This window comes from Hallella bergensis DSM 17361, from assembly GCF_000160535.1.
Lineage (GTDB): Bacteria > Bacteroidota > Bacteroidia > Bacteroidales > Bacteroidaceae > Prevotella > Prevotella bergensis.
The window spans coordinates 1,005,284-1,029,158 of the sequence record NZ_GG704780.1; the positions used below are offsets into that span (position 1 = coordinate 1,005,284).

Here is a 23,875-nt window from a genome sequence, read left to right on the forward strand (position 1 = left end):
AGATGTCACATATTTGTCGCGGCCTGAACAGGGCGTTTCAGCCCGCTTCCGTGTCATTGTTCCCGTTGAAGCGCTCACGCCATCGCATCAAATTTGCGTTCGCGTTAAAATCTTCCCGCGCCTTCGTCAAAACATTCCCGCGTCCCCATCAAAATTTTATGGCAATACTAAAGCTGTTATCTAACCACAACGATTTAATAATAAGCAAGTTGCCTTGTTGTCACAACTGATTGGGTTACGATTAGGAAACAAGCGAGCCATTTTCGTTTCGCTGTCTTCTGCCTGACCATGAGCGCCCGTCTTCTGTCTGCAAAGATAATACTTTGTCATTAAACAGCAAACGTTCTCCGGAGGAAATGAAGACAAGTCACCTATGCCCCCCTATGTATATTCTATTTGGGGCCTATTATTCTTCCATTCTTGCCCTAATTTTATCCCAAGCATGTGAATCAAATAGGAAACAGTCTTTCATGGTCTCCATCATCGTTACGAATCGGCTGAATGGAATGGTAAAGCTCAACTCATTCTTGCCGACCATAGGACGAACAGAAGGATCAAACAAGCCGATAAAGCAGCTTTGGCCTTTCCTTTCATTCTCTAAGACAGTCCTCGAAACGACCGTACTACAACCCGAACCGAATTGAGATAAAACTGCATCAGGAGCGTTGTTGTCGAAGAATGCCCAACCACACAGACCGGAAAGCATATCGGGCGTTGCATAGAACAGTACACCTTCTGTCCCATCGAAAGATTCGGTTTTGTCTATCCTGATGAAATTGAGATAAGGCTTCACAGGTCGTTTCATCCCAAGTCCCTGAACGAAGTCAACAACCATTTCAGGTGTTTTCTTGTATTTCTCTTTAAACGACACGAAGCCTGGTACTCGTTCTGGCATATCAGTAAAACCAGTGTAGAGTTTGCCACCGCCACATCCAATGACATCGACGCTCAGGCTGACGGGCTGTCCCTCCCTCGCATCTTGAAGTCCCTTGAAAAAGCAACCACCTATCTTCTTTGCTGCAGCTATCGGTTTGTCGCTATAGCCAAACAGCAAAGGTAATGGAGCATTACTACCAAAAGCCTCCTTGTAATTCTGAATAAATTCCTTTATTTCCATAATCATTATTTTATTTCATAGATTCTGTCCTCTCGTAAAACCTTCGAAGCTGTTTTCCCTGCCACTTTCAAAGTGAAGAATGAAGAGTAAAGAATCAACGCGCAGCCAAATTGTGACGAGTTGATGAGCTTGCGAATAATTTTGAATTGAAAAGCTCCTCCGCTCGGCTTCGCCGAATCTTAGAATATCCAGAGAATATTTTTCCATTCGAGTAAACTATGCAAAAAGCAGCTCATCGCAGAATATCTTACTTTCTTGCTTCGCAAGATTAATCTTAGAATATCTTCTACCCCAACGCGCAGCCTAATTGTGAATTGAAAATTATGAATTATGAATTGCAAAGCGCCACCCAATTATGAATTATGAATTATGAATTATGAATTGTAGACTCAGTTTGTTATTTCAAATATTCTTCACAGAGCGCCACCCAGAGCGACGCTCCCGCGGCCAAAATGTCCTGGTCGAAGATGTATGCGGGGTTGTGCACTATGGGCGTGTCTCCGTTGCCAATCATCACGTAGCAGCCCGGTTTGCGCTGGAGCATGAACGCGAAGTCCTCGCTGCTCATCATGGGTTTGCACGGGTACACCACACTGTCTTCGCCAAATCGCCGGCGGGCCACGTTGGCGGCAAACCGGGTTTCTTCCTGCGTGTTCACCAACACGGCGCCCGGCTGTCCCTCCCGGATGTCGTACTCGCACCCGAAGCACGCGGCCTGGGCTGCCGTAATCTCCCTGATGCGGCGCAACGCTGCCCTGCGCGCATCTGTCTGCATGTTGCGCATGGAGAGTTTCAGCACGGCCTCATTGGGGATGACGTTGCCCGAATTTCCAGCCTGAAACGAGCCGATGGTCACCACGCTGTTTTGCCAAGGCGACAGATTGCGCGACACGATGGTCTGCAGAGCCATCACCAATGACGCACCGGCCACCACAGGGTCTATGGTCAGCTCCGGCATGGAGCCGTGCCCGCCCCGGCCCGTAAGCCGTATCTCCCAATTATCCACAGCCGACATGGTCTCGCCCTCGTGGAAATGGAACACGCCCTTGGGCAGTCCCGGTATGTTGTGCATGGCGTACACCCGATCCACGTCGAAACGTTCAAAAAGGCCGTCGGCGATCATCGATGGGCCGCCTTGCATGGTCTCCTCAGCCGGCTGGAAGATGAAACGCACCGTTCCGTCGAAGTTCTTGGTCTTGGCAAGGTATTTGGCCGCACCCAAGGCCATGGCCGAATGGCCGTCGTGTCCGCACAGGTGCGACACGCGGTCGTCCTTGCTCTTGTATGGCAGGTCGTTTGTCTCGGTCATCGGCAGCGCGTCCATGTCTGCCCTGATGCCTATGCTTTTTTTGCCATCGCCGTGGCGCATGCTGGCCACCAGTCCCTCTATGCCGTTCTTGCCCACATGTTCGCACACCTCGTAGCCCCACTGCCTGAGCAGCGACGCTATGTATTTAGCGGTGTCGTGCTCTTGGGTAGACACCTCCGGGTTGGCGTGGATATGGGCCATCCACGATTTCATCTCAGGCAGCAGCTCTGCCACACCCGCAATAGGTTTTGCTTCCATTTTACTCATATCACATTGTTGTTGCACCGGTCTTATCCATCACCAAGCTCTATCGTCAGTCCATGCTTCTCTGGCCGAATGATTGATAAATTGTTCCAAAAATACCAAAATTTGTCGATATAACTCGTGCGAATTGGATAATATTTCGTTTTTATTGTTGCTTATTGGATGATGCTGAATTCAAATCAAAATGTAGAAATTGAAGGTTTTCTTTGTGTCAAGCGTTTCTGAACAAACGATTTAGCCGATGACAAGTAAATTAGGAAAAAACAACAAAACCTGACAAGTGATTTCAGGAAAAGGCAGTGATAGGTGAATTGTGAATTATGAATTTTGAATTGCAACCTCCGCTCGGCTTTGCCGAATCTTAGAATATCAGGAGAATATATTTTGTGAACGAAAGGCTCATCGCAAAATATCTTCCCATTTGCTTCGCAAATAATCTTAGAATATCTGCTAACCCTCCAACGAGCAGCCTAATTGTGAATTACAAATGCGTGCGCCTAATTATGACGAGTTGATGAGCTTGCGAATAATTATGAATTATGAATTAGCAGCGCGTTAGCCTAATTATGAATTATGAATTATGAATTTTGAATTATAAAGGCCTAATGGCCATGCGGTTAGGGCCTAACCACCGTGCGATTAGGGCTTAACGGCCATGCGGTTAAGGCCTAACGGCAGCACGGTTAGGCTTTAACCGCGCAGGGTACTAAACTTCGCTCGTCACGTAGCAGGGCGAAAGGTGATTTTAACTAAATCACTTGTCAGTTTTTGTTGTGGTTTCCTGATTAACTTGTCAACATTCAGTCAGGCTTACTGTATCGCTTGACACGGTCGCTGCCTCTCTTCGGAATAACTTGTCGGAAGGATAAATCATTTTGTCGAAAGAAATAAGATTCGGAGGGCGGACTGCTATTTGATAAAATGGGGATGAAGCGAATCGCCATAATTTTCGCGGTAGCGGTAGCCGTTTTGCTCAAAGGTGAGCAGAGATGAGGGCGACGAATAGCGGTTCAGCAGAATTTCGCGGGCCATTGCTCCCCGACAACTCTTAGCATGGACCGCAACCATCTTGAGTCGATGGCCTTCATCGGCGTAGAACAACGGCTGCACCACCGTAACCTCGCGGCACACCCTACCCCACTCGAAAAGCTGTTCCATCTCGCCGGTAGCCAGATGCACGAGCACGCCATCGTCGGACTTCACGGCATCGATGAGCACATCGGTGATGCGGCTGCGCCAATAGGTCAGCATCGTTTCACCGCCTGTAGTCTGCAGGCGCACCTTGCCTTCCAAACGGTAAGGGTGTATAAGGTCGAGCGGCCGGAGCAGCCCATAGAGAAACGAACAGATAAACAGGTGGTCGTGGGCATACTGAAAGTCGGCGTCGCTAAACTCCGACGCACGGAGATATTTAAAGGCCTGACCGTAATACGCCAGTATGGCCGGCAGCTTTTCTGTCTCGTCGAGGAATCGCCCGTAGCGCAGGTGGTTCTCCTGTGCGAGCGAATGACTGCAGTGTAAAGCCCCTGCAAGCTCATCGATAGACCACTGACCGAGTTCCAGGGCAAAGCGATTGGCATCGGCTTCAAACCGAGGCGAACTGACGCGTGGCACGCTCACCGTCGTGGCATTGTTCATGATTTTGGCGCAAGCCAGTAGTATTTGCATTGTCGTTGAGTTCTGTTGGTTGTGGGCAAAGATACATATTCTTTTGCGTAGTCTGTCGGCATGCACCCTGTTTTTGTACGATTTTGCAGCCTTGAAAGTCGGATTTGACGTTAAAACAAACTTTTTAGAGCAAAAAATCACGCACGTTTAAATCCTCATATAGGTAGCAGGATAGGATTCACCGCTACCCCTTCGTTTATCCGTCGTAAAGCTTTGGATATGAACATGATAAGAAAAATATTTTCTAATCCTGAGACCATCGGTCGTTTTGAATCGGTAGTCGAAAAAGGTTCGAAATAAAGCATTTTAATGCCTGAATCCTTGAAGAATTTCAAAAAAACTGTATTAGTGGCCGAAAAATTAGCAAAATTCACAGAATTTACACCAAAATGAACTTTTATTCCGATAAAAAACATGTTTTCTATTAATTACGTAGTAATTAATGGAGAAGCTGGAGCGATTTTCCATTCCGTGTCAAATAAACAGAACAAGCTCCCTATTTGTCGCAGGTTTAAGAAAACATGGCAGCAAACATCCTCCCTATTTGTCGTAGAGTTTTATAATAGATTAGTAATAAATAACTTGCAAGAGTCATATAAAACGAATTTTTAGACAATATCTGGAAGAAAAAACTTCAGAATCACTGAATTAGAAATATAATGTCAGGAAAATATAAAATAAAAATCATAAAAACACACAGATGTTCCCTATTTGTCACACCAATACTCCCTTTATGTCGGCAATCTAAAAAACATCCTCCCTTTTTGTCGCACACACCCTACTAAAATGTCGCACCAATGTTACTAATTTGTCGCACCGATGTTACTAATTTGTCGTAGTTCAATGCATGTGTCTACTGGTTTACAGTAAGTTATAGTCCCCTACTAATATATGAACTAATGATATATATAATGATATAATAATCTTATGAAAATTTTAATTTTTTCTTTTTATTTATTTTGACTTCCATCCATGAGGAATTCAGATAGTTTCTCTTAAGCTTATATATTTATATTTACACATAGGAGTATATCAATATAAATATATTAATATATAAAAAAATATAAAGTTATATATTTGTAGATATATAAATATGTGCAATTTTCTTCTTATTTTTTGCAATACGACGACTTGATGCCATATATATTTATCTAAATATTTGTTTGCCTATTTGTATATCTATATTTATAGTTATACTTTTAATATACTTAGATATATATTTCTGTATGTCTATATAAATACCTGAATAGATAAATACTTTAATATATAAATATATCTCCGTTTGTTTATATAGTTAGATACACATTTAAATATATTTCCAAATAAATATATTTAGATATTAATATATGTGCATTTATATACTTACTTGTTTATTTATTTATCTATATATAAATGCTAATAAATAAACATATTTATATACATTAATATATTTATTCTCTCCGAGGTGTTATCTGTGAAATACTGGTTATAAGGGGTTTGCGGTTTGTGGTGGGAATTATATAAATATATAAAAACTTAGTTATTTGTATATACAAAAATATAAAAGTATCCGTATATAATTAAATACTTAAATATATAACTATGTATATAAAAGTTTATAGGTATAATAACGTTATTATATAAATATATAAAAGAATATAAAAATATAAATAGAAATGTTTATATGTATTTATAATCAAATATACGTAAATATGTTTGTTTGTTTAGATATAAATACTTATATTTGCAAATGCAATTATATATAAATATTGATATATGAAAAATCGCAGGATAGTATTTGCCAATCAAAAGGGTGGCGTGGGCAAGTCGACGTTGTGTATGCTCTTTGCCAATTACTTGGCATGGAAGAAACAAGATGTGTGTATCATCGATACAGACTTGCAGAAGTCGATCTCCATGCAGCGACGCAAGGACATGGAAATATACGAGGGACAGGAAGAACCTTATACCATTCAGGATTTTGATGTGCAGGATCCCGAGACGATGCAGCAGTTGATGGATTCTGCGGGAGAAACGGAAGGATTTGTACTGTTCGACTCTCCGGGTAATGTGTCGGAGGACGGATTGGTGCCCATGTTTACTTCTGCCGACTTTATTATATGCCCCTATGAGTATGAGGAGAAGACGCTCGACTCCACGGGCATGTTTGTCCAGGTGATCAATGCTCTGAAGCACACGACGCCGGAGATGGGTGCCAAGCTGTTTTTTGTGCCCAACCGCATCGATGTGAGAATCGGTACGGCCGACGAGTTGAAGATGTGGAAGCAAACCGATGCCATCTTTAAACAGCTCGGTTCGGTGACACCGCGTATCACGGCGCGGGCAGCCCTGAAGCGTATCAACACCTTTGAGATTACATCGGCGCAGCGTGACGCTGTGAAGCCGGCGTTCGAATTTATGATTCGGCGAATGAGAGAGTAGGGTGGGGGAGTGTTGCTCCGGAGGGGCAACGAGAACATGTTACACCCGATGTATGTATAAATATATATTTAAGTAAACATATAAAAATATAAAGATATAAACCTATGGCTAAAAAGAAAACACGTGTTATGCTTCCTGGTGGTATTCAGGGATTGGTACACGATTTACAGAATGGCACATCGAGATTTGCGCAGCAGCCGATCGTCGATGCAACTGATACCGATGACGCAGCAGAATCATCGGACGAGACTCCTGACACGCAAGAGACGGCGAATGAGCAGGTTGCACCTGAAAATCAAGAGGTTCGTATGGAGGTGACGCCTGCTGAAACAACGCTGGCAACGGAGAAACCTGCACAGGTGGACAAAGAGGCCGCGGACAAGCCGTCTGGCGATGCCGTAGATGCCACGGAAAAAAGTGGTGAGCCGCGCATGCGTGAGTACCATATCGTGAAAGATGATTCGAAGGATAGCTGGGACTTATTCATCGACATGGCACGACAATACAAGTCGGGCGGTGGTAAGTTGGCAACGATCTATATCGACGAGACGCTCAAGAGTGTGCTCGACCGCATGAAATATGCCGGGACGGAGAAGTTATCTACATCGGCCATCCTGAGTTCCATCGTGGCACGTTTCGTCTATGACCATGAGGACGAAATCAGGAAGGTGCTCTTCAGCGGGGATCTGCTCTAACCCAATCATCAACATCCGCTTGCAACGACATTTCCTTGCAGCGACATTTCTTTGCAGCGACTCACACGACTTTTCACGGTTTTTTTTGCAGCGACTTTTCACGACTATTCACGACTTTTATTTTTTTTGTCGTGTTCAGTCGTGTGAGTTGTTGCAAATAATTATTGTCGTTGCCATATTATTTTAGTCGTGTCAAGTCGTGGGAGTCGATGCCCATATTATCTTAGTCGTGTAAAGTCGTGGTAGTCGTTGCAAAATAATTATTGTCGCTGCAAAAAGTCGTTGCTGCATAACGTGTTTGTCGTTGCAGTGGTGTGTGCCACTGTCTTAAAAAAATTAAATTTTTATTTGGATAGCTTCTTAATTTATAGTATCTTTGCTCCATCATGTCCCTGGGAGAGCCTTAGGGACAGCAGAATGCTCCTGTGTGGGCATTTATGATAGCTAATCTACACATATTAATTTTTAAAAAAACATGTCTGAGAATTTAAAACACATTCGACAGTCGCTGCTCGTATTCCTGCTGTTTGTGGTGGGCGCGGTGCAGGCGCAGACAGTCACTGGCATTGTCAGGGACGACACCGGCGAACCCATTATCGGAGCCACCGTGATGGAGCAAGGTGTGAGTGGCAATGGAACCGTGACGGATATCGACGGAAACTTCAGCCTGCAGCTGAAGGGTAAGTCTAAGAAAGTAACCATCTCCTATATCGGTATGAAAACGCAGACGGTGGATGCCTCTGCGGGTAGCGTCAATGTGGTGCTGCATGACGAAGCCACGAGTCTGAATGACGTGGTGGTGATTGGTTACGGTACGGTGAGGAAGAAAGACTTGACCGGGTCGGTGGCCTCTATCGGTGCCGACGATATTGCCGGAGTGCCTGTGTCGAACGTGGGTGAGGCCATGACCGGAAAGTTGGCCGGTGTGAACATCACCACAACCGAAGGGTCGCCCGATGCCGATGTGAAGATTCGTGTGCGTGGCGGTGGCTCACTGTCGCAAGATAATTCACCTCTTTATATAGTAGACGGTTTTCCGGTGCCATCGATTAGCGACATCGCACCTTCTGAAATCGAATCGATCGACGTGTTGAAAGATGCTTCGTCGACAGCTATCTATGGTGCGCGTGGTGCCAATGGTGTGATCATCATCACCACCAAGAGCGGCAAGGAAGGCAAGGTGCAGGTAAGTTTCAACGCCTCATTGGGCTACAAGAAACTCACCAAGGAAATCAAGGTGCTCGACCCCTACAACTATGCGCTGTATCAATACGAAATAGGCTCGACCGACTATGGCAACTACCAGGACATGGATATTTGGAAATCGGTGGAGGGCCAAAATTTTCAGGACGCCCTCTTCGGTCGTACAGGTGTGCAGCGCCAGTACAACGCCAATGTGAGCGGTGGTTCGAAAGACGTGAAGTTCAACGTGGGATATGCCCACAACGGCGAGAAGTCCATCATGCTCGGTTCGGGTTATGCCAAGGACAATGTGAATGCGAAGATCAATGCCAAGCTCAACAAATGGTTGACTTTGGACTTTAATGGTCGACTCGCCTTCACCAAGATAGATGGTATCAGTGGTGGTGCCGAGAACAACCAGAGCAACGCGGCCAACAGTATCGTGGCCAACACCGTGCGCTGGCGTCCGGTTGAGCCATTGGCATCGACCGATGAGGACGAGAACAACTCCACCTCCTCGCAGCGCAACCCCCTGCAGCGCATCAACGATACCTACAGGTTGAAGCATCGCTTCCGCCAGAACTACAATGCCGGACTGAACTGGAAGCCCTGGAAACATGTCACTTTCCGCACGGAGTTTGGCTACAGCTGGGACTACGACAAGGACGACTTGGTGTGGGGAGCCAATGCCGTGACCAATTCCAAGTATGGCTACAACGGTGCGCCCCAGTTGCGATTCGAGCGCAGCGACAGCCGCGGATGGCGCAATGCCAACACCTTTACTTATGACAACAAAAAACTCGCGGGTGGACGCGACCACATCAAAGTGTTGGTGGGGCAGGAGTGGAGCAACTCCAAGCAAACCGACCGCAACAGCACGGCTGTGAACTTCCCTGTGACTTTCACCATCGACGAGACACTGGCCAACACCGCTGCCGCAGCCGTAACGCTGCCCAACGAGGTGAATATCAATGCCGACCAGAATATGATGTCGTTCTTTGGACGTGTGAACTACACGATGGCCGAGAAGTATCTGGCCACTTTCACCATGCGTGGTGACGGTTCCTCGAAGTTCGGCAAGGACCACCAGTGGGGCTTGTTCCCATCGTTGGCATTGGCTTGGAGAATCTCTGAGGAAGACGGACTGAAAGACAGCAAATGGCTCTCGAACCTTAAGGCACGCCTGAGTTTCGGTACGGCCGGTAACAACCGCATCTCCTCGGGTCTGCTCGAAACCACCTACACCGTGACCAGCAACAGCGACAAGCATGCCGGCTTTGGTGAGAAACCAGCCACCCAGTTGCAGCACAGCAAGTATCTCTACAACCCAGACCTGAAGTGGGAAACCACCGTTACCCGTAACATCGGTATCGACTATGGATTCTTCAAAGGCCGCATCAACGGTACGCTTGACTTCTATTGGAACACCACCAAAGACTTGTTGATGCGTGTCGAGATACCCACATCAACCGGGTACGACTATCAGTTCCAGAACTTCGGCAAGACCTCCAACAAGGGTGTCGAGCTGACCATGAACGCTGCTGTGGTGGAAAGCAAAAACTTCAACCTGAACAGTACGTTCAATATCTCATGGAACAAGAACAATATTGACGAGCTGAGCATGAAGAATCCCTGGCAGAGCAGTAACTTTGCCGGTTCAACCTTCACTCCATACGACGATTTCCGCGTGGCTGAAGGTGGCAGCCTCGGAGAAATTTGGGGATACAAGAACAATGGTTTCTACACCGTTTATGACGCCAAGTCCAATCCCAACGGTGAGCTTGTGCTCGGCAATGATGGCAAGTGGAGTCTTCGCGACGGCCTGAACGACAAGAGCTACACCATGACCGGTGGTGCGCTTGTTCCGGGTGGACCCAAGTTCGAACTCGACGAGGACGGCAAACCCCTCAAGCAGAAACTGGGCAACACCATACCCAAGGTGATGGGTGGATTTGGCCTGAACGGCAACTGGGGCAACTTCGACTTCAACCTCTATTTCAACTATTCTCTTGGAAACAAGATCGTGAACGGTACGAAGCTCGCCAACTCGTTCTACAGCAACAGCCAGAAGAACTACAACATTGTCAACGACTTCAATATCGACAACCGTTATACATGGATTGACCCGGCTACGGGAAGAAATCTTGGCAACGGCATTACATCGACCGTGATTGCCCAATATGGCGGCGTGGAAAATATCATGTCTCGTCTCAATGAGCTTAACGGCCATGCAAGCATCTGGAATCCGGCAGCTTCGCAGAAGTCGCCGATCACCAGCTATGCCATGGAGAATGCATCGTTCCTGCGCCTGAATACCGTTACGGTGGGCTACACGCTTCCCAAAGACTTGGCGAAGAGCATCTTCCTCAGCAGCGTGCGCGTCTATTTCACGGCCTACAACGTGCTTTGCTTCACCAGCTACGACGGCTACGATCCCGAAGTGGACACCAGTGGCAGAAAGAACCCCATGACACCGGGTATCGACTATGCAGCCTATCCCAAGAGCCGCACTTTCCTCGGCGGAATCAACGTGACATTCTAAACTAAACGAATTTACTAAAATGAAAAAGATATTATCAGCATTTGTGCTTGCCGCCGGCATGGTGACTTTTGTCTCGTGTGACGACTTCCTCGACCAGAAGTCACCGTCGGAGCTTTCCAAAGCCAATGTGTTCAATTCGGAATATTACACCAATACGGTGGTCAACCAAATCTACGGAGACCTCACCAACGACCGCACCTATTCGCAAGACTGGGCCATCCTCTACGGACTGGGCACCGACTGCGAGCTGGTCGACGGCTTAGGCTCCACAGCCACGGCTTCGAGCGAGCGCGGTTATTTCAACTATAACTTCGGCGGCGAATACGCCAACTGTGGTAAGATGTGGTCGTATATGTATGCCACCATTGAAGATGCCAACCTCGCCATTGAGGGCATCGCGGGTAGCACTTTGAAAGACCAGACCTCGATGAAGCAGTATTACGGCGAGGCTGTCTGTCTGCGTGCCATGGTCTATCTCGACCTGATCCGCGCTTTCGGTGATGTGCCCATGAAGTTGGCGCCCACCCAGTCGGATCTGAGCAATGCCTACCAAGGCAAGACCGACCGCGACGTTATCCTCGACACCCTCATCACTCAGGTGGAGGGCGTCATCGACATGCTGCCCTGGGCCGGAACCAACGGCTATACCACCGAGCGTGTCACCAAGGGCTACGCCCATGCCTTAGTGGCACAGCTGGCCATGACCCGTGCCGGATATGCCATTCGCGAGGCTGCCAAGCAGGGATATGAAACGGCATCCTATTCGGATCCCACCTATCCCACACAACGTCCCGACCAGGCCACCCGCAATGCGCTCAACCGCAAGGCCCTGAAACATCTCTCGGCCATCATCACTGGCAACGTACATAAGATCAATCCCTCGTTCCACAACCAGTGGTACCTGATCAATCAACTGAAGCTCGACACAGAATTTCAGGAGAATATCTTTGAGATTCCCATGCTCCAGGACGTGAGTGGCGAGTTGGGCTACACGGCAGGCTTCCGTCTCAACGGCGTAACCTCACAGTATGGCTATGGCAACTCCTCCGGTAAACTGAAGGTGACCGCACCGCTGTTCTACTCCTATGATAAGAACGACACGCGCCGCGACATCACGTGTGCCACCATGCAGGTGAAGCCCGTGCAGAAGGCCATCACCTCCAACCATGAGACAATTGTAGACCCCTTCTGCGCTGTGGAGTCGCATGTGGGCAATGCCCCCTTCGGCATCTACTGTGGCAAGTGGGATCCCCGCATGGAGAATGAGGATTGGCTCAACCAGAACCTCAAGGCCAGTGCCAAGCACATGACGGGTATCAACGTGGTGAAGGTGCGCTATCCGCAGGTGTTGCTGTGGTATGCTGAATTGATGAACGAATTTGTCGGACCTGACGGAACAGATGCCGACGGAGCCGGAATCACAGCCCGAGAGGCATTGAGACAGGTGCACACCCGTGCTTTCAGTGATGCCGACAAGGCTGCCGCCGAAGCATATGTGGCCGGCATCGCCGCTGACAAGAGCGAATTCTTCGATGCCATTGTGCAGGAGAATGCCTGGGAGCTGGCCGGCGAAGGCGCACGCAAGTGGGATCTCATTCGCTGGAACTTGCTGGCACAGAAGATTTTCGAGATGAAGCAGAATTATCTGACCCAGCTCGAGGACGGCACCTATCAGGAAACCATTTATTATAACTACAGTGATGCCAACCAAACCAAGATCGATATGAGTAGTGTGACATGGTACGGCCTGCCTGATGACAAGACGGCAGCCGACTACGACAACTCTGAGTCTTCGTTTGGCAAGAAGAACAGCACTCAGATGGAAACCAACTTGAACTCCATTTGCGGCGGACTCGTGGGCACCGATGCCAAGACTTTTGGTCATGGCGAGGTGATCAACCGCTATCTCGTGCCCATCGGTTCAACCATCACGAGTAGTTCCAATGGTTATATCAAGAACTCGTACGGATTCACATTTTGAGAAGTGAAAAATGAAGAGTGAAGAGTGAAGAGTGCTCTGACCCGGAACTTTTCCTCCTCTAAAACAACAAAACAACAGCAACAATGAAATTATATAAAAACATAATAAGCAAGGCCGCTATGGTGTGCATGGGCGCAATAGCCCTCACAGCCTGCACCGACAGCAACGACTGGAGCGTGGACAGTGCTGTCAACCGACTGTTTGGCCCGAACGAAAAGAATATTGCTGTGAAGCCTGATGCCACAGGGGCTGAGGTGACGTTCACGACAATAAAAGAAGCCGAAAACTACATGATCCAAGTGAGCAACGACTCGCTCTTTAACGAGGGAATCATGACGTTCGGCGAGAACAAGAAGATTACGAGCAGTCCGGTTTATATCGACGATTTGGAGAGCGACACCATTTATTACCTGCGCATCAAATCGGTGGGAGAGGGGAAAACGGAGTCCAACTGGGCGCGTCTCGATGGTCATTTCAAGACCAAGAGCGAGCAAATCCTCAATCCGCTCGACGAGGCTAATGACTTGACGGCTACCAGCGTGACCCTGCGTTGGCCGGCCAATGCCAAGGTGACAGCTGTGAAGTGTAACGGACAGACCTATACCCTCACGGCCGAGCAGATTGCAGCGGGAGCATTTACAGTGACCGGTCTGCAGCCCGAAACGGAATACACAGCTAATCTCTACAATGGCACGAAGAAGCGTGGCGGACTGACCTTTACCACGGCGATCGACCTCAATGGAGCCATTTTGGTCAAGGCCGACGAAGACCTGAAGACCGTCATTGAGAATGCCGAAGACGGAGCAACGCTGGCTTTGATGCCCGGTGAATATAAGGTGCTGTCCGATGAGGGTTCTACGACTTCGCTCAACATTACTAAGAACGTGACCATCAAGTCGCTTCGTTCTTACGACCGTGCCGTGATCAAGGGTGGATTCACGCTAAAGGGTGGCACACTCCAGCTCAAACAGCTGGTGCTCGATGGTGACGGTTCTGTGGGTTACATGATCGATTTCAAGGGAGCAGCCGACTATGGAGACTACGAAATCGACGATTGTGAGATTCATAGCTATACCAAGGGCCTGATGTACAACAATACCGACAAGGCTAAGGTTAACCAGATGCTGTTCAACAACTGTCTGATTCACGATATGGGCAGTGGTGCCGACTTCCTCGACATCCGTAAGGGCTATATCGCAGCACTCACGTTCACCAACAACACGGTGTGGAAAGCTGCTGCCGCCCGCGACTTCGTGCGCTACGACGACAAATCATCGAATTATTCGGGTGCACCGTCACCGGTGATCACCGTCGACCACAACACCTTGGTGGGCATTTCCAACACCGATTCCCGTCGCTTGCTCTACGTGCGCTATGCGGGCAACTCGTGTGTATGGACCAACAATATTGTGGTGGCTACCAAGGGTATTGTGACCAATCAGTCGAGTACCAACGTGACGACGATGAGCGGCAACAACAATGTGGATTGTCCCAACCTTTCCTCCGCCACATCCACGGTGACGACACCTAAGGTTTACGATGACGATGCCACAACACTCGACCCCGAGTTTACCGACGCCGACAAGGCCGACTTCACCGTGGGCAACGCCCTGCTGTTGCAGAGGCGTGTGGGTGACCCGCGATGGATTAAGTAATTCCGTAGAGAACATTGTTGATAACATAAAAGAATCGTCCCGACACCTTGTTGTCGGGACGATTCGTTTCAGTACACTTGGCATACGCATTATGCCCGAACTCAGGTTGTAAAGGTGCGAGTTTTATGTTAAACGACCAAAGATAAAACGATGTAATTTGTTGTATGTTAAAAGATTATAATTTATTCGGTAAACACAACTTATACACCCCCACCTCGCATATATAGACAAGTAATCCTAAACCTATATATAAGAATTTCTCATAAGGCATATCAACAACTATTAACCAACTATATATATATACTAATAGAAATACTATGCTAAATATAACATACAGAATCTTATTTACTTTACCATATCCATAGGACAAAAAAGTCATGGTAAAACCTACTATATATAACATATCATTATAAAGATATAGGATGCCTGAAGCTATATCAGGCTTGCCTCGAAATAGTATATGAAATATGTTTGAGATAACAATGTATGCAAATAATCCTACGCTAATATAAATTATTTTTTTTACAATCATATCCTTTTGTTTTCTATTTCCTTTTTTATTGTTACTGTAGTTTCCTAATTTAGGTTGATTTTAGAGAAAGATACGGGGCGGATTCCATAAGCAAGTGCAAAGTTATACTATTTTTGTTTTAATCATATCTCTTGGCTTTATAAATCTATTTTTCTTTCTGGGCGTAGAGTCAACCAGCAAGTGCAAAATTAGTCAATCATTTTATATAACTCTTGTTTGGTGTTGAAAACTTGAGTTTTTCACTTCCAATCTGGACGTAATGTGCCGAAGCGTTCTCGTATATTCATTTTTCATGGTTTTGGACTACAAAGATAGCAAAAGGCAGAGAATTTATCCCTGCCTTTATACCTAATTATTTAGAACCAAATTGATTATCAAGTAGTTATTCTGACAGTTCCCAATTTGTAGCATTACCCCATATTGATGGTTGTCAACTATTTAACGCCATGCCTTTCAATTCGTTGCCCCTGTCCTTATCATATACGTGTTATCGTATTACCTTCCTAATTACACTTATCAATCTTCAGGATATAACTTACCAAAAGAATTTGTATGATAATATTTTATTATATTTACCTTTATCCCCATTCCATCATGTTTTACTATATATCGAGTATTAGGTAACAATCTTATGTAGGAAGGATTATGTCGAAATTCTTGCGTAATAGGAGATGATTCTACCACTTCAAATATTTGCGGTATTCTTTTTTTTAAATGAAGGGTATCTACTTCATTGTATGGTTTCTTCTTTAGCAAAAAAATGTCATATGTACAAGCTCCTTTAAGACTATCTAATGGCTCAATAGAAAAATGTAACAAATTACGAATGTAGAAAACCTGTTCCTTTTCACAGAACACAAAGTCATGATTGTCGCAAGAACAAATCAAGAATAAAAACATCATAAATCCTATTTTATATTTCATCTTTATGCCTTTTATTCAGAAAATTCTTTCCACCATTCTTTTAACATCTTTATTTTGTCCGTTTCTGCTTTTTTGCTTTTCAACAAAGCCTCTACTGATGTTCTATGTTTTGTTTTAACAAACCTATTAAATTGGTTGAACACATTTGTCCCTTGCTCTGCTTCTATTTCTCTTGGAGCATTATCGTGACTAAATGTTTTAATATATCCCCATATACTTTTCAGTAAATAGACTCCTACATCCTTATCTCGAGCAATTTGCTTGATATGACTAACTTCATGAGAAAATTCTCTAAGCCAAAGATTATAATCTTGTCCTCCTTCGTCATCGTTAATATAGTATGGAGAAACCAAAATACGGACATTATTTGGTGAACTTCCAAATGTGATACAATTGCCTGATGGTTGATTTCGCCACTCTACCAGTTCAGCATTTTTTATATATTCAACTGGAACACCAGAAACTAATGACAATGCATAAGCTGCTGATTCAGTAAATTTAAAATATGTTTCTTGAGCAGTATATGATACTACTGTATTAGACATGCCAACAGCCTGAGTTCTTGTAACCTCTCTTGTATACTGTGTTACAAATCCAATAGGGAACAAGCCCTCAACATCTATATGATTAAGTGGAGAGTCATAGCAATATGTATATACACCCCAAAAGACATATTTTTCTGCTAACGGATCTACGCTCACCCACAGACTCAGCCTCGGCTCATAATACCTTGCACCATAGTAGTTCATACCCGTTTCCTCGTCCAGTTCCTTGGCATTGAAAAGATAAGGTGTGTTCCACGTGTTGTTGCGCTCCTCGATGAACACCTCGCCATACGGTACATATTCAATGTGCTGCATGACCTCACCAGCCAAGTTGGTGATGTAGATACTGCTGCCCAAGTGGTTGGGGTGATAGTAGAACTGCATCCGCTCGTTAGTGCCAGCTTCGCCAGCTCTCGTCTTGACCATCGCCCTTGCCTGTGCCGCCTCTGGCGTGTCGTCATTACTGCTAAAGCCTTTGCCATTGACATAGTCGGGATTGTCTTGACCGTTGTATGGCAAATCAAATGTCTTGTAATTATCCTTGATGGATTGCAACTGCTGATTGTACTTATCCTTGTAATTGATGGTCAAGCCTATCAGCTTCATTGCCTGCGTATGGTATTCGTCTTGGGTCTGTCTCTTATGTTCACCGATATATGCTGCTTTTTGATTTTACTTCAAATTCAATCATAACTTCTTATTGTTTATGGTTATCAACTATTTAACGTCATTCTTTCCTGTTTATTGCTCTCGGCTTTTAATACCCATATAAGGGTAATGCCCGTTACCCTTATATGGGTGTTGGGACATACCCTTGTATGGGTAAGTTCAAACTGTTTATATATGGTTCACCATAGACTTGTTGTTTTAATGTTATACATTCTGTTATTTTTCGCTGTCGTGGATTGCCGTTTTCGTGCCACGTTTGTTGTTCTTTTTATTTAGATAACTCCCGATTTGGAGTATTATCCACATTATTTACCAATTTTCATTAAAAGACAATAGTTCCACAGACCTTCCTGATTGGAAAAAAAGCCAAGAAATAACACCATCTGCCATTGGTGCCCTCTTGCAAAAAGTAAATCGTATTTTATGTTTACATAGCCTTTTTATAATACAATTTTTTTTATCCCCTCTTAAAATGAACGTATAGTCTAAAATCTTTGTATATCCAAATATTTTATTATCATATCTAACATCATCTTTATCTAGTAAATCTATGGATATAAGAGTCCCTTTACTTCTGCGCGTTAAAGTCATTACTAACATTTTTTTTGAAGAAGGAATATTTTTCTTTTTCAAATAAGAAATTGTTATATCCAATATATCCTTGCGAAGATTGGAATGGTGTAACTCATAATAGCTCAAACCTATAGATGACGTATTTCCTATCCCCTGCGCTGTACAGGGGATAAGAAATAAAAAGAAACCTATAATTATGAAAATGAAATGTTTCATTATTTTTTCTTTTTATGTCCAACAACAGAGACTCCTTTTAGGTTGTATGTAGGTATTCCAAACCCAAAATCTTCAGGTGAAGAATTTGGACTAAACTTAACATATGTGCCTTTTCCTGGCAGATATATTTTAAAACTCGGATTTTGTTTGCTCTCATCTGTAATCCATTGAGCATAAGGAATATCACCACTTCCTCCATTAAGTCCAGAAGGATAGGGAGTATTTTCAGGATGGCTATGGACATTACTTCTTAAAGTATAACCATTTTTTAATTGTTTGTCAAAGAGATCTGCCATACCAGTTTCAGTACTATGTTGATGAGAAGTGGTTATGTAATTTAATCCTCTCTTACCTTTAAATCCTGTTTGCATCTGACTCCATTCTACAGATGTGTTTTTAGAAAAATATTCAAAGAGTGAAGTTCCTTGCTTATCACCTCGTACCTGATATACATCATACAATAATCCCCTATCATTTTTTTGACCAGTGGCTTTTTCTACTGTACCGTAAGTAAAACTGATACTTTTTCCTCTTATTCTCTTACCTCTATAATTAACGATATAAAAAGCATCGTGCTTATCGGTCTTTATATGCTTTACTATTTTCCCTTGTTTGTTTATTTCCCATTCATCTTGACCGTCAGGATCTATATAACGAAGAGGATTGTCTTTCGTATAAGCATATGGAGAAATCCAGTTCTTTAAATTTGCAATTGGATCCACACTCATCCACAGACTCAACCTTGGTTCGTGGTATCTCGCACCATAGTAGTACATACCTGTCTCCTCGTCAAATTCCTTCGCATTAAAGAGATAAGCCGTGTTCCACGTGTTGTTGCGCTCCTCGATGAACACCTCGCCATACGGTACATATTCAATGTGCTGCATGACCTCACCATCCAAGTTGGTGATGTAACTACTGCTGCCCAAGTGGTCGGGATGGTAGTAGAACTGCATCTTCTCGTAGTCATCGTTGGGCTTAAAGTTGCCATTTGCAGCTCTTGTGCGTACCCTTGCTTGTGCCGCCTCCGGCGCGCCGTCATTGCAGCAGAAGCTCTGACCATTTACATAGTCGTCATTATCCTTACCATTATAAGGTTGGTCAGACGCCTTGTAGTTATCCTTAATGGATTGCAGTTGCTGACTATATTTTGCCTTATAGTCTACGGTTACATCATCAGCTTCATTGCCTGCGTATGGTATTCGTCTTGGGTCTGTCTCTTGTACTTACCGTTATAGGCTGCTTTTTTGATTTTACTTCAAATTCAATCATAAATTCTTATTGTTTATGGTTGTCAATTATTTAACGTCTTTCTTTCCTGTTTATTGCTCACGGCTTTTAATACCCATATAAGGGTAATGATGAACACCCATATATGGGTATTGTCCGTTACCCTTATATGGATGTTAAATGCTATTGTTATTTTAATTATATAAAGATGTCATTATACTATAATCATTAATCTTACAACGATGGTACAAAACTTCTCCTTTCAAATATATGATAAGAGTATTATCTTTTACGCTCATATTTTTCGTTCTATATCCCTTATGTACTAAAACGGAGTCTTTATCTCTAACAAAATAAACTTCAGAGGGGAAGTCTCTATCAAGTGTACCAACATAATCTACCAATACAAATGTACCATTTTTTACGTTTATTCGACAACGTACTTTCTTTTGAGGACGAAAACTGGGGAAACATCCACTAAGCAAGAATAAACACACGAAAAATACGATGGTCTTATTTATAAAACTTCCCATAATACCCATAATATATATAACTTCCAGAGTAAGTGTGTTCTCCGAAATAAGGGAAGCCTTTGTTATAACCTAATCCCGAGTTTTGACTTTGATTATATTTTCCAACCTCTCCCATAACCTTAGAATAATACCAATTTGGTGTTCCTAACAAGTATGGTTTTGTTGAATGGACATTTGCACCAAAAATCATATTCCCCATTGCTCTTAGTGTAGTTATTTTAGGAGTACCATTACTATTAGTGCCCGCATTTATAGCTGTATAAGGGTGTTGCCCAAAACTCACTTTTACATCAAGTGCAGCATTATTGGCTGATAGCGACCTTAGAACTTCTAATTCTCCATAAAAAGTCAAGGGGCTTTTAAGTTGTAGTTCGGACTTGAAAAGACTCTGCCCCCAGTCAAGAAGCCTTTGGGCATTTGCATTGTAAACAGAATATGTTGCATTTTCTGTTTTTACAGTCCCGGATACAGTTAACTTGCTGATGTCAAAGGTTACTCCTGTTTCCTTCGCATTAAAATGAAAAGCTCCATTTTGATTGTCCGTTCCCATAAAATCGTATGGTCTCAACGTTGTTCCAATAATTTCCCCTGTTCTCTTACCTTTCCCGTTCACAAGATAAATATTATTGTCACCATCATTTTTGGCATTTACAACGGTATAGGTTCCGTTAGAGTTTCTTTTAACATCAGTACTTTCTAGACATCCTGTTGGATCGGTATAAACTATAGGGTTACTAATACAATAAGTATAAGAACAAATACATACTTTTAATTCCTGCATAGGATCGCAACTCATCCACAAACTCAGCCTCGGTTCATAGTATCTTGCACCATAGTAATACATACCCGTCTCCTCGTCAAATTCCTTGGCGTTGAAGAGATAAGGCGTGTTCCACGTGTTGTTGCGCTCCTCGATGAACACTTCACCAAACGGCACATATTCGATGTGCTGCGATACCTCGCCGTCGAGATTGGTGATGTAACTACTGCTCCCCAAGTGGTCGGGGTGGTAGTAGAACTGCATCTTCTCGTACTCGTCGTTGGGCTTGAAGTTGCCGTCGCTTGCCGCCCGCGTCATGGCTTTCGCCTGTGCTGCTTCGGGCGTACCATCGTCACAACAGAAGCCCTGACCGTTTACATAGTCGTTATTGTCCTCACCGTTGTAAGGGATGTCAAACGTCTTGTAGTTGTCCTTGATGGATTGGATCTGCAGGTTGTACTTGGCCTTGTAGTCCACCGTCAATCCATCCGCTTCATTTCCTGCATACGGGATGCGTCTTGGGTCTGCACCGTAGCTGGCAAGGTCACCTAATTTGCTAACAATACGCTGTGAACCGATGTAGATATGCTTGGTGTACTTGCCACCCTGTCCGGCTACCAAGTACGGGCTGACATAGAGTGAGAAGCGAGCCGTACCGGTGTTGCCACCCGAGAACTCGGAGTTTACGTATATGGCTTCGTTCTTGCCACTGGTCTTCACCGTGCGCTCACCGTCGGCATCATACCAATAGTTGCTCACAAATCCGTTTTCATCGGCTGCCAGGAGTCTGTTTTCCTCGTCCCACTTGTATTTCTGCTCACTTACCCTGTCGTCTTCCTTGCCGTCACGCTTTACACGGCTGGTGTTGATGTAGACAAGGTTTCCGTTGGCATCATAGCTGTACTTGTATCCGTTGTTGATGTTCGTGCTGTCCGTCGGTGTCTCTTCCGTGCGGTAGTTGATGTCACGGACACTGGCCAGTTGGAACTTCTTGCCCTCATCATTATTGTATGTGTTGGTGAGGTCATAGCCTGCGTTGAGCGAACCGTTGAACTGTACGTTACTTTGCATGAGGTGCTGCTTCTTGCTTGTGATGCGGTGCATATTGTCATAGCCCATCGCAAGGGTGTAAGAAGCCGTCTTATTGTCCGTTCCTGCATAGGTTCCCGTTGCACTTGACAAGCGATACAGTGGGTCATAAGTGTAGCTGTGGCTTATCTGTCCGCCTGCCTTGCCACTCTGTGGGAGTGGAGCGTTGTTCTTCACGTCGAGTACGTTGCTCACGGCATCATAGCTGTAGGCGTTATCCATGATGGTACCTGCCTTGGCGTTCTTTATTATTGCACTTTTCCGCTTTTGACAATTCCAATTGGATACAATGTCGACATAAAAAATTAACTCCCAATCATGAACATCACCATCTAACTTTGTATATAACATTAGTGTCTTCCACAACATTTTCTATTCTGTTTTTGAATTGTATTTTTTTTGCAACAAACTTATTTGAAGAATTAACATTTACATAAAAAATCCTATAACTCTCCACCTTAGTTCCTCTAGTTTGATAATCATGTGAATTAATCGATTCTATAAAAGAAGAAATAGAGGGAGAAGAAAACACTTCGAAAGGATCAACTCCATCAGTTATAATACCACTATTATTCATACACCATCCTTTAAACAGATCTGTAATATTTCTTCCAGTCTTGTCATAAATCTCCAAATCTTCCATATTATTATATATGCCATCCAGTCCTGGTTCTATTCCTCCTCCAGAAAAAAAACGTATTTCAGGATTGCATAAATTGATGTTGAATTTTAATAAATAATAGTCCTTGCCTAATTCTAGTGAATCGGCAATAACTATATGTCTTAGCTCCACACCTGTAATATTAAAGTTTTTATAATATCTGCTACATGATGCAAGAGCAAGACACATACATAATAATATAACTTTTTTCATCATCTATCTATCAAATAAATTTGATGAATCCCATGAATATTACCAAATACATGGGACTTTCGAGTGGTAGATTCTCCCCCGTAGAGTCAACCTGCAAGTGCAAAATTATAAATCCTGTTTGAAGAATTCGCACTTAGGTGTAGAAAAGTTTAATTTTTCTCTTGGCCTTTCGTTCAATTTCTTTTCTCGATGTTTTCTTTTGGAGTAAGGCAAAAATTTGCGACCTTTGCTCCGAGGTTAATTGAGTATATTTCACAACACAAAGTTAATTAATCTTAAGGAGACTGCGGTCTCCTTTTTTTATTTGTATTGCTGGTTGTTTCTTTTTCCTCGCCGAGAGATGCAGACAACCTCTCGCTACGCTTCGAGAACGTCTGCATCTCTCGGCGAGGAGATACTCGTTTATTGCACTTCGTTTTGGACAATAGTGGGTCTGTTATTTATTTTTTGATAATCTCCTTGATGTAGTTTTTGATATTCCCCTGAAATCTGTTTTCTTGGGTATATATTGCCTGATAAAGTCTGTTCATGTTTTCTATAGCTCCCTTTCCAGGAACAGTACGGATGGGCAAAATAAACAACCATCTCTAATTCTCTTGTGATTATTTCGTGGGCGGCAAAGAAGCAGTTGATATATACTGAGGAGATAAAGGCTCAACAGACATTTTTTTCGCATTGTACATCTCTTCGATTCTAATGACCATGTAACTGTACAATAGGATAGAAAACAGGAAGATATGAGATTCTGTTCTCCACTTTCCCTTTAATTTATATTCTTTATTCTCCATTCTTCGTTCTTCCATTTGTAAAATATTATTATCGTTTTTTGATGATTATTTTCTAGTCATCCAGAGCAAAAAGAGCTATCTTTTTTCGGCACAAACGAGTCGAGCAGAGCCAAAAATCGTGAGGCTGCTGCGATTGAGGTCTTCTCACGGCATGGTTAGGCCTTATCGACTGTGCGGAAGAGCCTCAATCACAAAGCGGTTGAAGCCTTGTCATCACACCGTTTGATATTCAGTCGCATGCAGTAAAATAGGAAAACAAAGGGCGTTTTTCTAAAAAGAACTGACTGTCAGTCGTTTACAAACCATCG

Annotated in this window: 13 protein-coding genes and 3 pseudogenes; 5 read left to right on the top strand and 11 right to left on the bottom strand. The window is 44.1% G+C overall.

The window, feature by feature from the left end; all coding sequences use genetic code 11:
• Positions 1-406: 406 nt before the first annotated feature.
• From HMPREF0645_RS03780 to HMPREF0645_RS03795, 3 genes are all read right to left on the bottom strand, one after another.
• The gene (locus tag HMPREF0645_RS03780) at positions 407-1,117 is read right to left on the bottom strand and encodes a DUF169 domain-containing protein (protein ID WP_044123279.1); all 711 of its coding nucleotides are present in this window, start codon (positions 1,115-1,117) and stop codon (positions 407-409) included.
• Positions 1,118-1,514: 397 nt separating this feature from the next.
• The gene (locus HMPREF0645_RS03790) at positions 1,515-2,684 is read right to left on the bottom strand and encodes an amidohydrolase (RefSeq protein ID WP_044123175.1); all 1,170 of its coding nucleotides are present in this window, start codon (positions 2,682-2,684) and stop codon (positions 1,515-1,517) included.
• A 915-nt stretch (positions 2,685-3,599) separates the two neighbouring features.
• Positions 3,600-4,358, bottom strand: a complete 759-nt coding sequence (locus HMPREF0645_RS03795) for a YaaA family protein (protein ID WP_007173548.1) — start codon at positions 4,356-4,358, stop codon at positions 3,600-3,602.
• Positions 4,359-6,113: 1,755 nt separating this feature from the next.
• Between HMPREF0645_RS03795 and HMPREF0645_RS03810 the strand changes: the two genes are divergently transcribed.
• From HMPREF0645_RS03810 to HMPREF0645_RS03830, 5 genes are all read left to right on the top strand, one after another.
• Positions 6,114-6,779 (top strand): ParA family protein, encoded by a 666-nt coding sequence (locus HMPREF0645_RS03810; protein ID WP_007173550.1) that lies wholly within the window; start codon positions 6,114-6,116, stop codon positions 6,777-6,779.
• 104 nt (positions 6,780-6,883) lie between these two features.
• The gene (locus tag HMPREF0645_RS03815; protein WP_007173551.1) at positions 6,884-7,474 is read left to right on the top strand and encodes a hypothetical protein; all 591 of its coding nucleotides are present in this window, start codon (positions 6,884-6,886) and stop codon (positions 7,472-7,474) included.
• A gap of 475 nt (positions 7,475-7,949) precedes the next feature.
• A complete protein-coding gene (locus HMPREF0645_RS03820) occupies positions 7,950-11,198 on the top strand; it encodes a SusC/RagA family TonB-linked outer membrane protein (protein ID WP_007173552.1) in 3,249 nt (1,082 codons plus the stop codon).
• Positions 11,199-11,217: 19 nt separating this feature from the next.
• Positions 11,218-13,179, top strand: coding sequence for a RagB/SusD family nutrient uptake outer membrane protein (locus HMPREF0645_RS03825; protein WP_007173553.1), 1,962 nt, complete (start codon positions 11,218-11,220; stop codon positions 13,177-13,179).
• Between the two features lie 83 nt (positions 13,180-13,262).
• Positions 13,263-14,834, top strand: a complete 1,572-nt coding sequence (locus HMPREF0645_RS03830) for a DUF4957 domain-containing protein (RefSeq protein ID WP_007173554.1) — start codon at positions 13,263-13,265, stop codon at positions 14,832-14,834.
• 1,048 nt (positions 14,835-15,882) lie between these two features.
• Here the strand turns inward: HMPREF0645_RS03830 and HMPREF0645_RS03840 are convergent.
• The 8 genes and pseudogenes from HMPREF0645_RS03840 to HMPREF0645_RS14475 form a co-directional block, all read right to left on the bottom strand.
• Entirely contained in the window at positions 15,883-16,290 is a 408-nt protein-coding gene (locus HMPREF0645_RS03840; protein ID WP_007173556.1) for a hypothetical protein, read from the bottom strand.
• A gap of 608 nt (positions 16,291-16,898) precedes the next feature.
• Positions 16,899-17,469 (bottom strand): annotated as a pseudogene (locus HMPREF0645_RS14165) (RHS repeat domain-containing protein); the annotation flags it as partial.
• Positions 17,470-17,813: 344 nt separating this feature from the next.
• Positions 17,814-18,293, bottom strand: a complete 480-nt coding sequence (locus HMPREF0645_RS03850; protein WP_007173558.1) for a hypothetical protein — start codon at positions 18,291-18,293, stop codon at positions 17,814-17,816.
• Complete coding sequence (locus HMPREF0645_RS14170; RefSeq protein WP_245543999.1) at positions 18,293-18,754, bottom strand: JAB-like toxin 1 domain-containing protein; 462 nt, start codon at positions 18,752-18,754, stop codon at positions 18,293-18,295. The genes HMPREF0645_RS03850 and HMPREF0645_RS14170 overlap by 1 nt, the downstream gene beginning before the upstream one ends.
• A 174-nt stretch (positions 18,755-18,928) precedes the next feature.
• Positions 18,929-19,507, bottom strand: a pseudogene (locus HMPREF0645_RS13795) (RHS repeat domain-containing protein); the annotation flags it as partial.
• Between the two features lie 529 nt (positions 19,508-20,036).
• Positions 20,037-22,256 carry an RHS repeat domain-containing protein gene (locus HMPREF0645_RS14175; protein ID WP_007173560.1) on the bottom strand — a complete coding sequence of 740 codons (2,220 nt, stop codon included), beginning with the start codon at positions 22,254-22,256 and terminating at the stop codon, positions 20,037-20,039.
• A complete protein-coding gene (locus HMPREF0645_RS03865; protein WP_007173561.1) occupies positions 22,231-22,782 on the bottom strand; it encodes a hypothetical protein in 552 nt (183 codons plus the stop codon). The genes HMPREF0645_RS14175 and HMPREF0645_RS03865 overlap by 26 nt, the downstream gene beginning before the upstream one ends.
• A 399-nt stretch (positions 22,783-23,181) precedes the next feature.
• Positions 23,182-23,400 (bottom strand): annotated as a pseudogene (locus HMPREF0645_RS14475) (IS30 family transposase); the annotation flags it as partial.
• Positions 23,401-23,875 lie beyond the last annotated feature (475 nt).

Coding starts and splice junctions, on each gene's coding strand:
- HMPREF0645_RS03780 (WP_044123279.1), bottom strand. CDS start 1,117: ATGGAAATAAAGGAATTTATTCAGAATTACAAGGAGGCTTTTGGTAGT.
- HMPREF0645_RS03790 (WP_044123175.1), bottom strand. CDS start 2,684: ATGGAAGCAAAACCTATTGCGGGTGTGGCAGAGCTGCTGCCTGAGATG.
- HMPREF0645_RS03795 (WP_007173548.1), bottom strand. CDS start 4,358: ATGCAAATACTACTGGCTTGCGCCAAAATCATGAACAATGCCACGACG.
- HMPREF0645_RS03810 (WP_007173550.1), top strand. CDS start 6,114: ATGAAAAATCGCAGGATAGTATTTGCCAATCAAAAGGGTGGCGTGGGC.
- HMPREF0645_RS03815 (WP_007173551.1), top strand. CDS start 6,884: ATGGCTAAAAAGAAAACACGTGTTATGCTTCCTGGTGGTATTCAGGGA.
- HMPREF0645_RS03820 (WP_007173552.1), top strand. CDS start 7,950: ATGTCTGAGAATTTAAAACACATTCGACAGTCGCTGCTCGTATTCCTG.
- HMPREF0645_RS03825 (WP_007173553.1), top strand. CDS start 11,218: ATGAAAAAGATATTATCAGCATTTGTGCTTGCCGCCGGCATGGTGACT.
- HMPREF0645_RS03830 (WP_007173554.1), top strand. CDS start 13,263: ATGAAATTATATAAAAACATAATAAGCAAGGCCGCTATGGTGTGCATG.
- HMPREF0645_RS03840 (WP_007173556.1), bottom strand. CDS start 16,290: ATGAAATATAAAATAGGATTTATGATGTTTTTATTCTTGATTTGTTCT.
- HMPREF0645_RS03850 (WP_007173558.1), bottom strand. CDS start 18,293: ATGAAACATTTCATTTTCATAATTATAGGTTTCTTTTTATTTCTTATC.
- HMPREF0645_RS14175 (WP_007173560.1), bottom strand. CDS start 22,256: ATGTTATATACAAAGTTAGATGGTGATGTTCATGATTGGGAGTTAATT.
- HMPREF0645_RS03865 (WP_007173561.1), bottom strand. CDS start 22,782: ATGATGAAAAAAGTTATATTATTATGTATGTGTCTTGCTCTTGCATCA.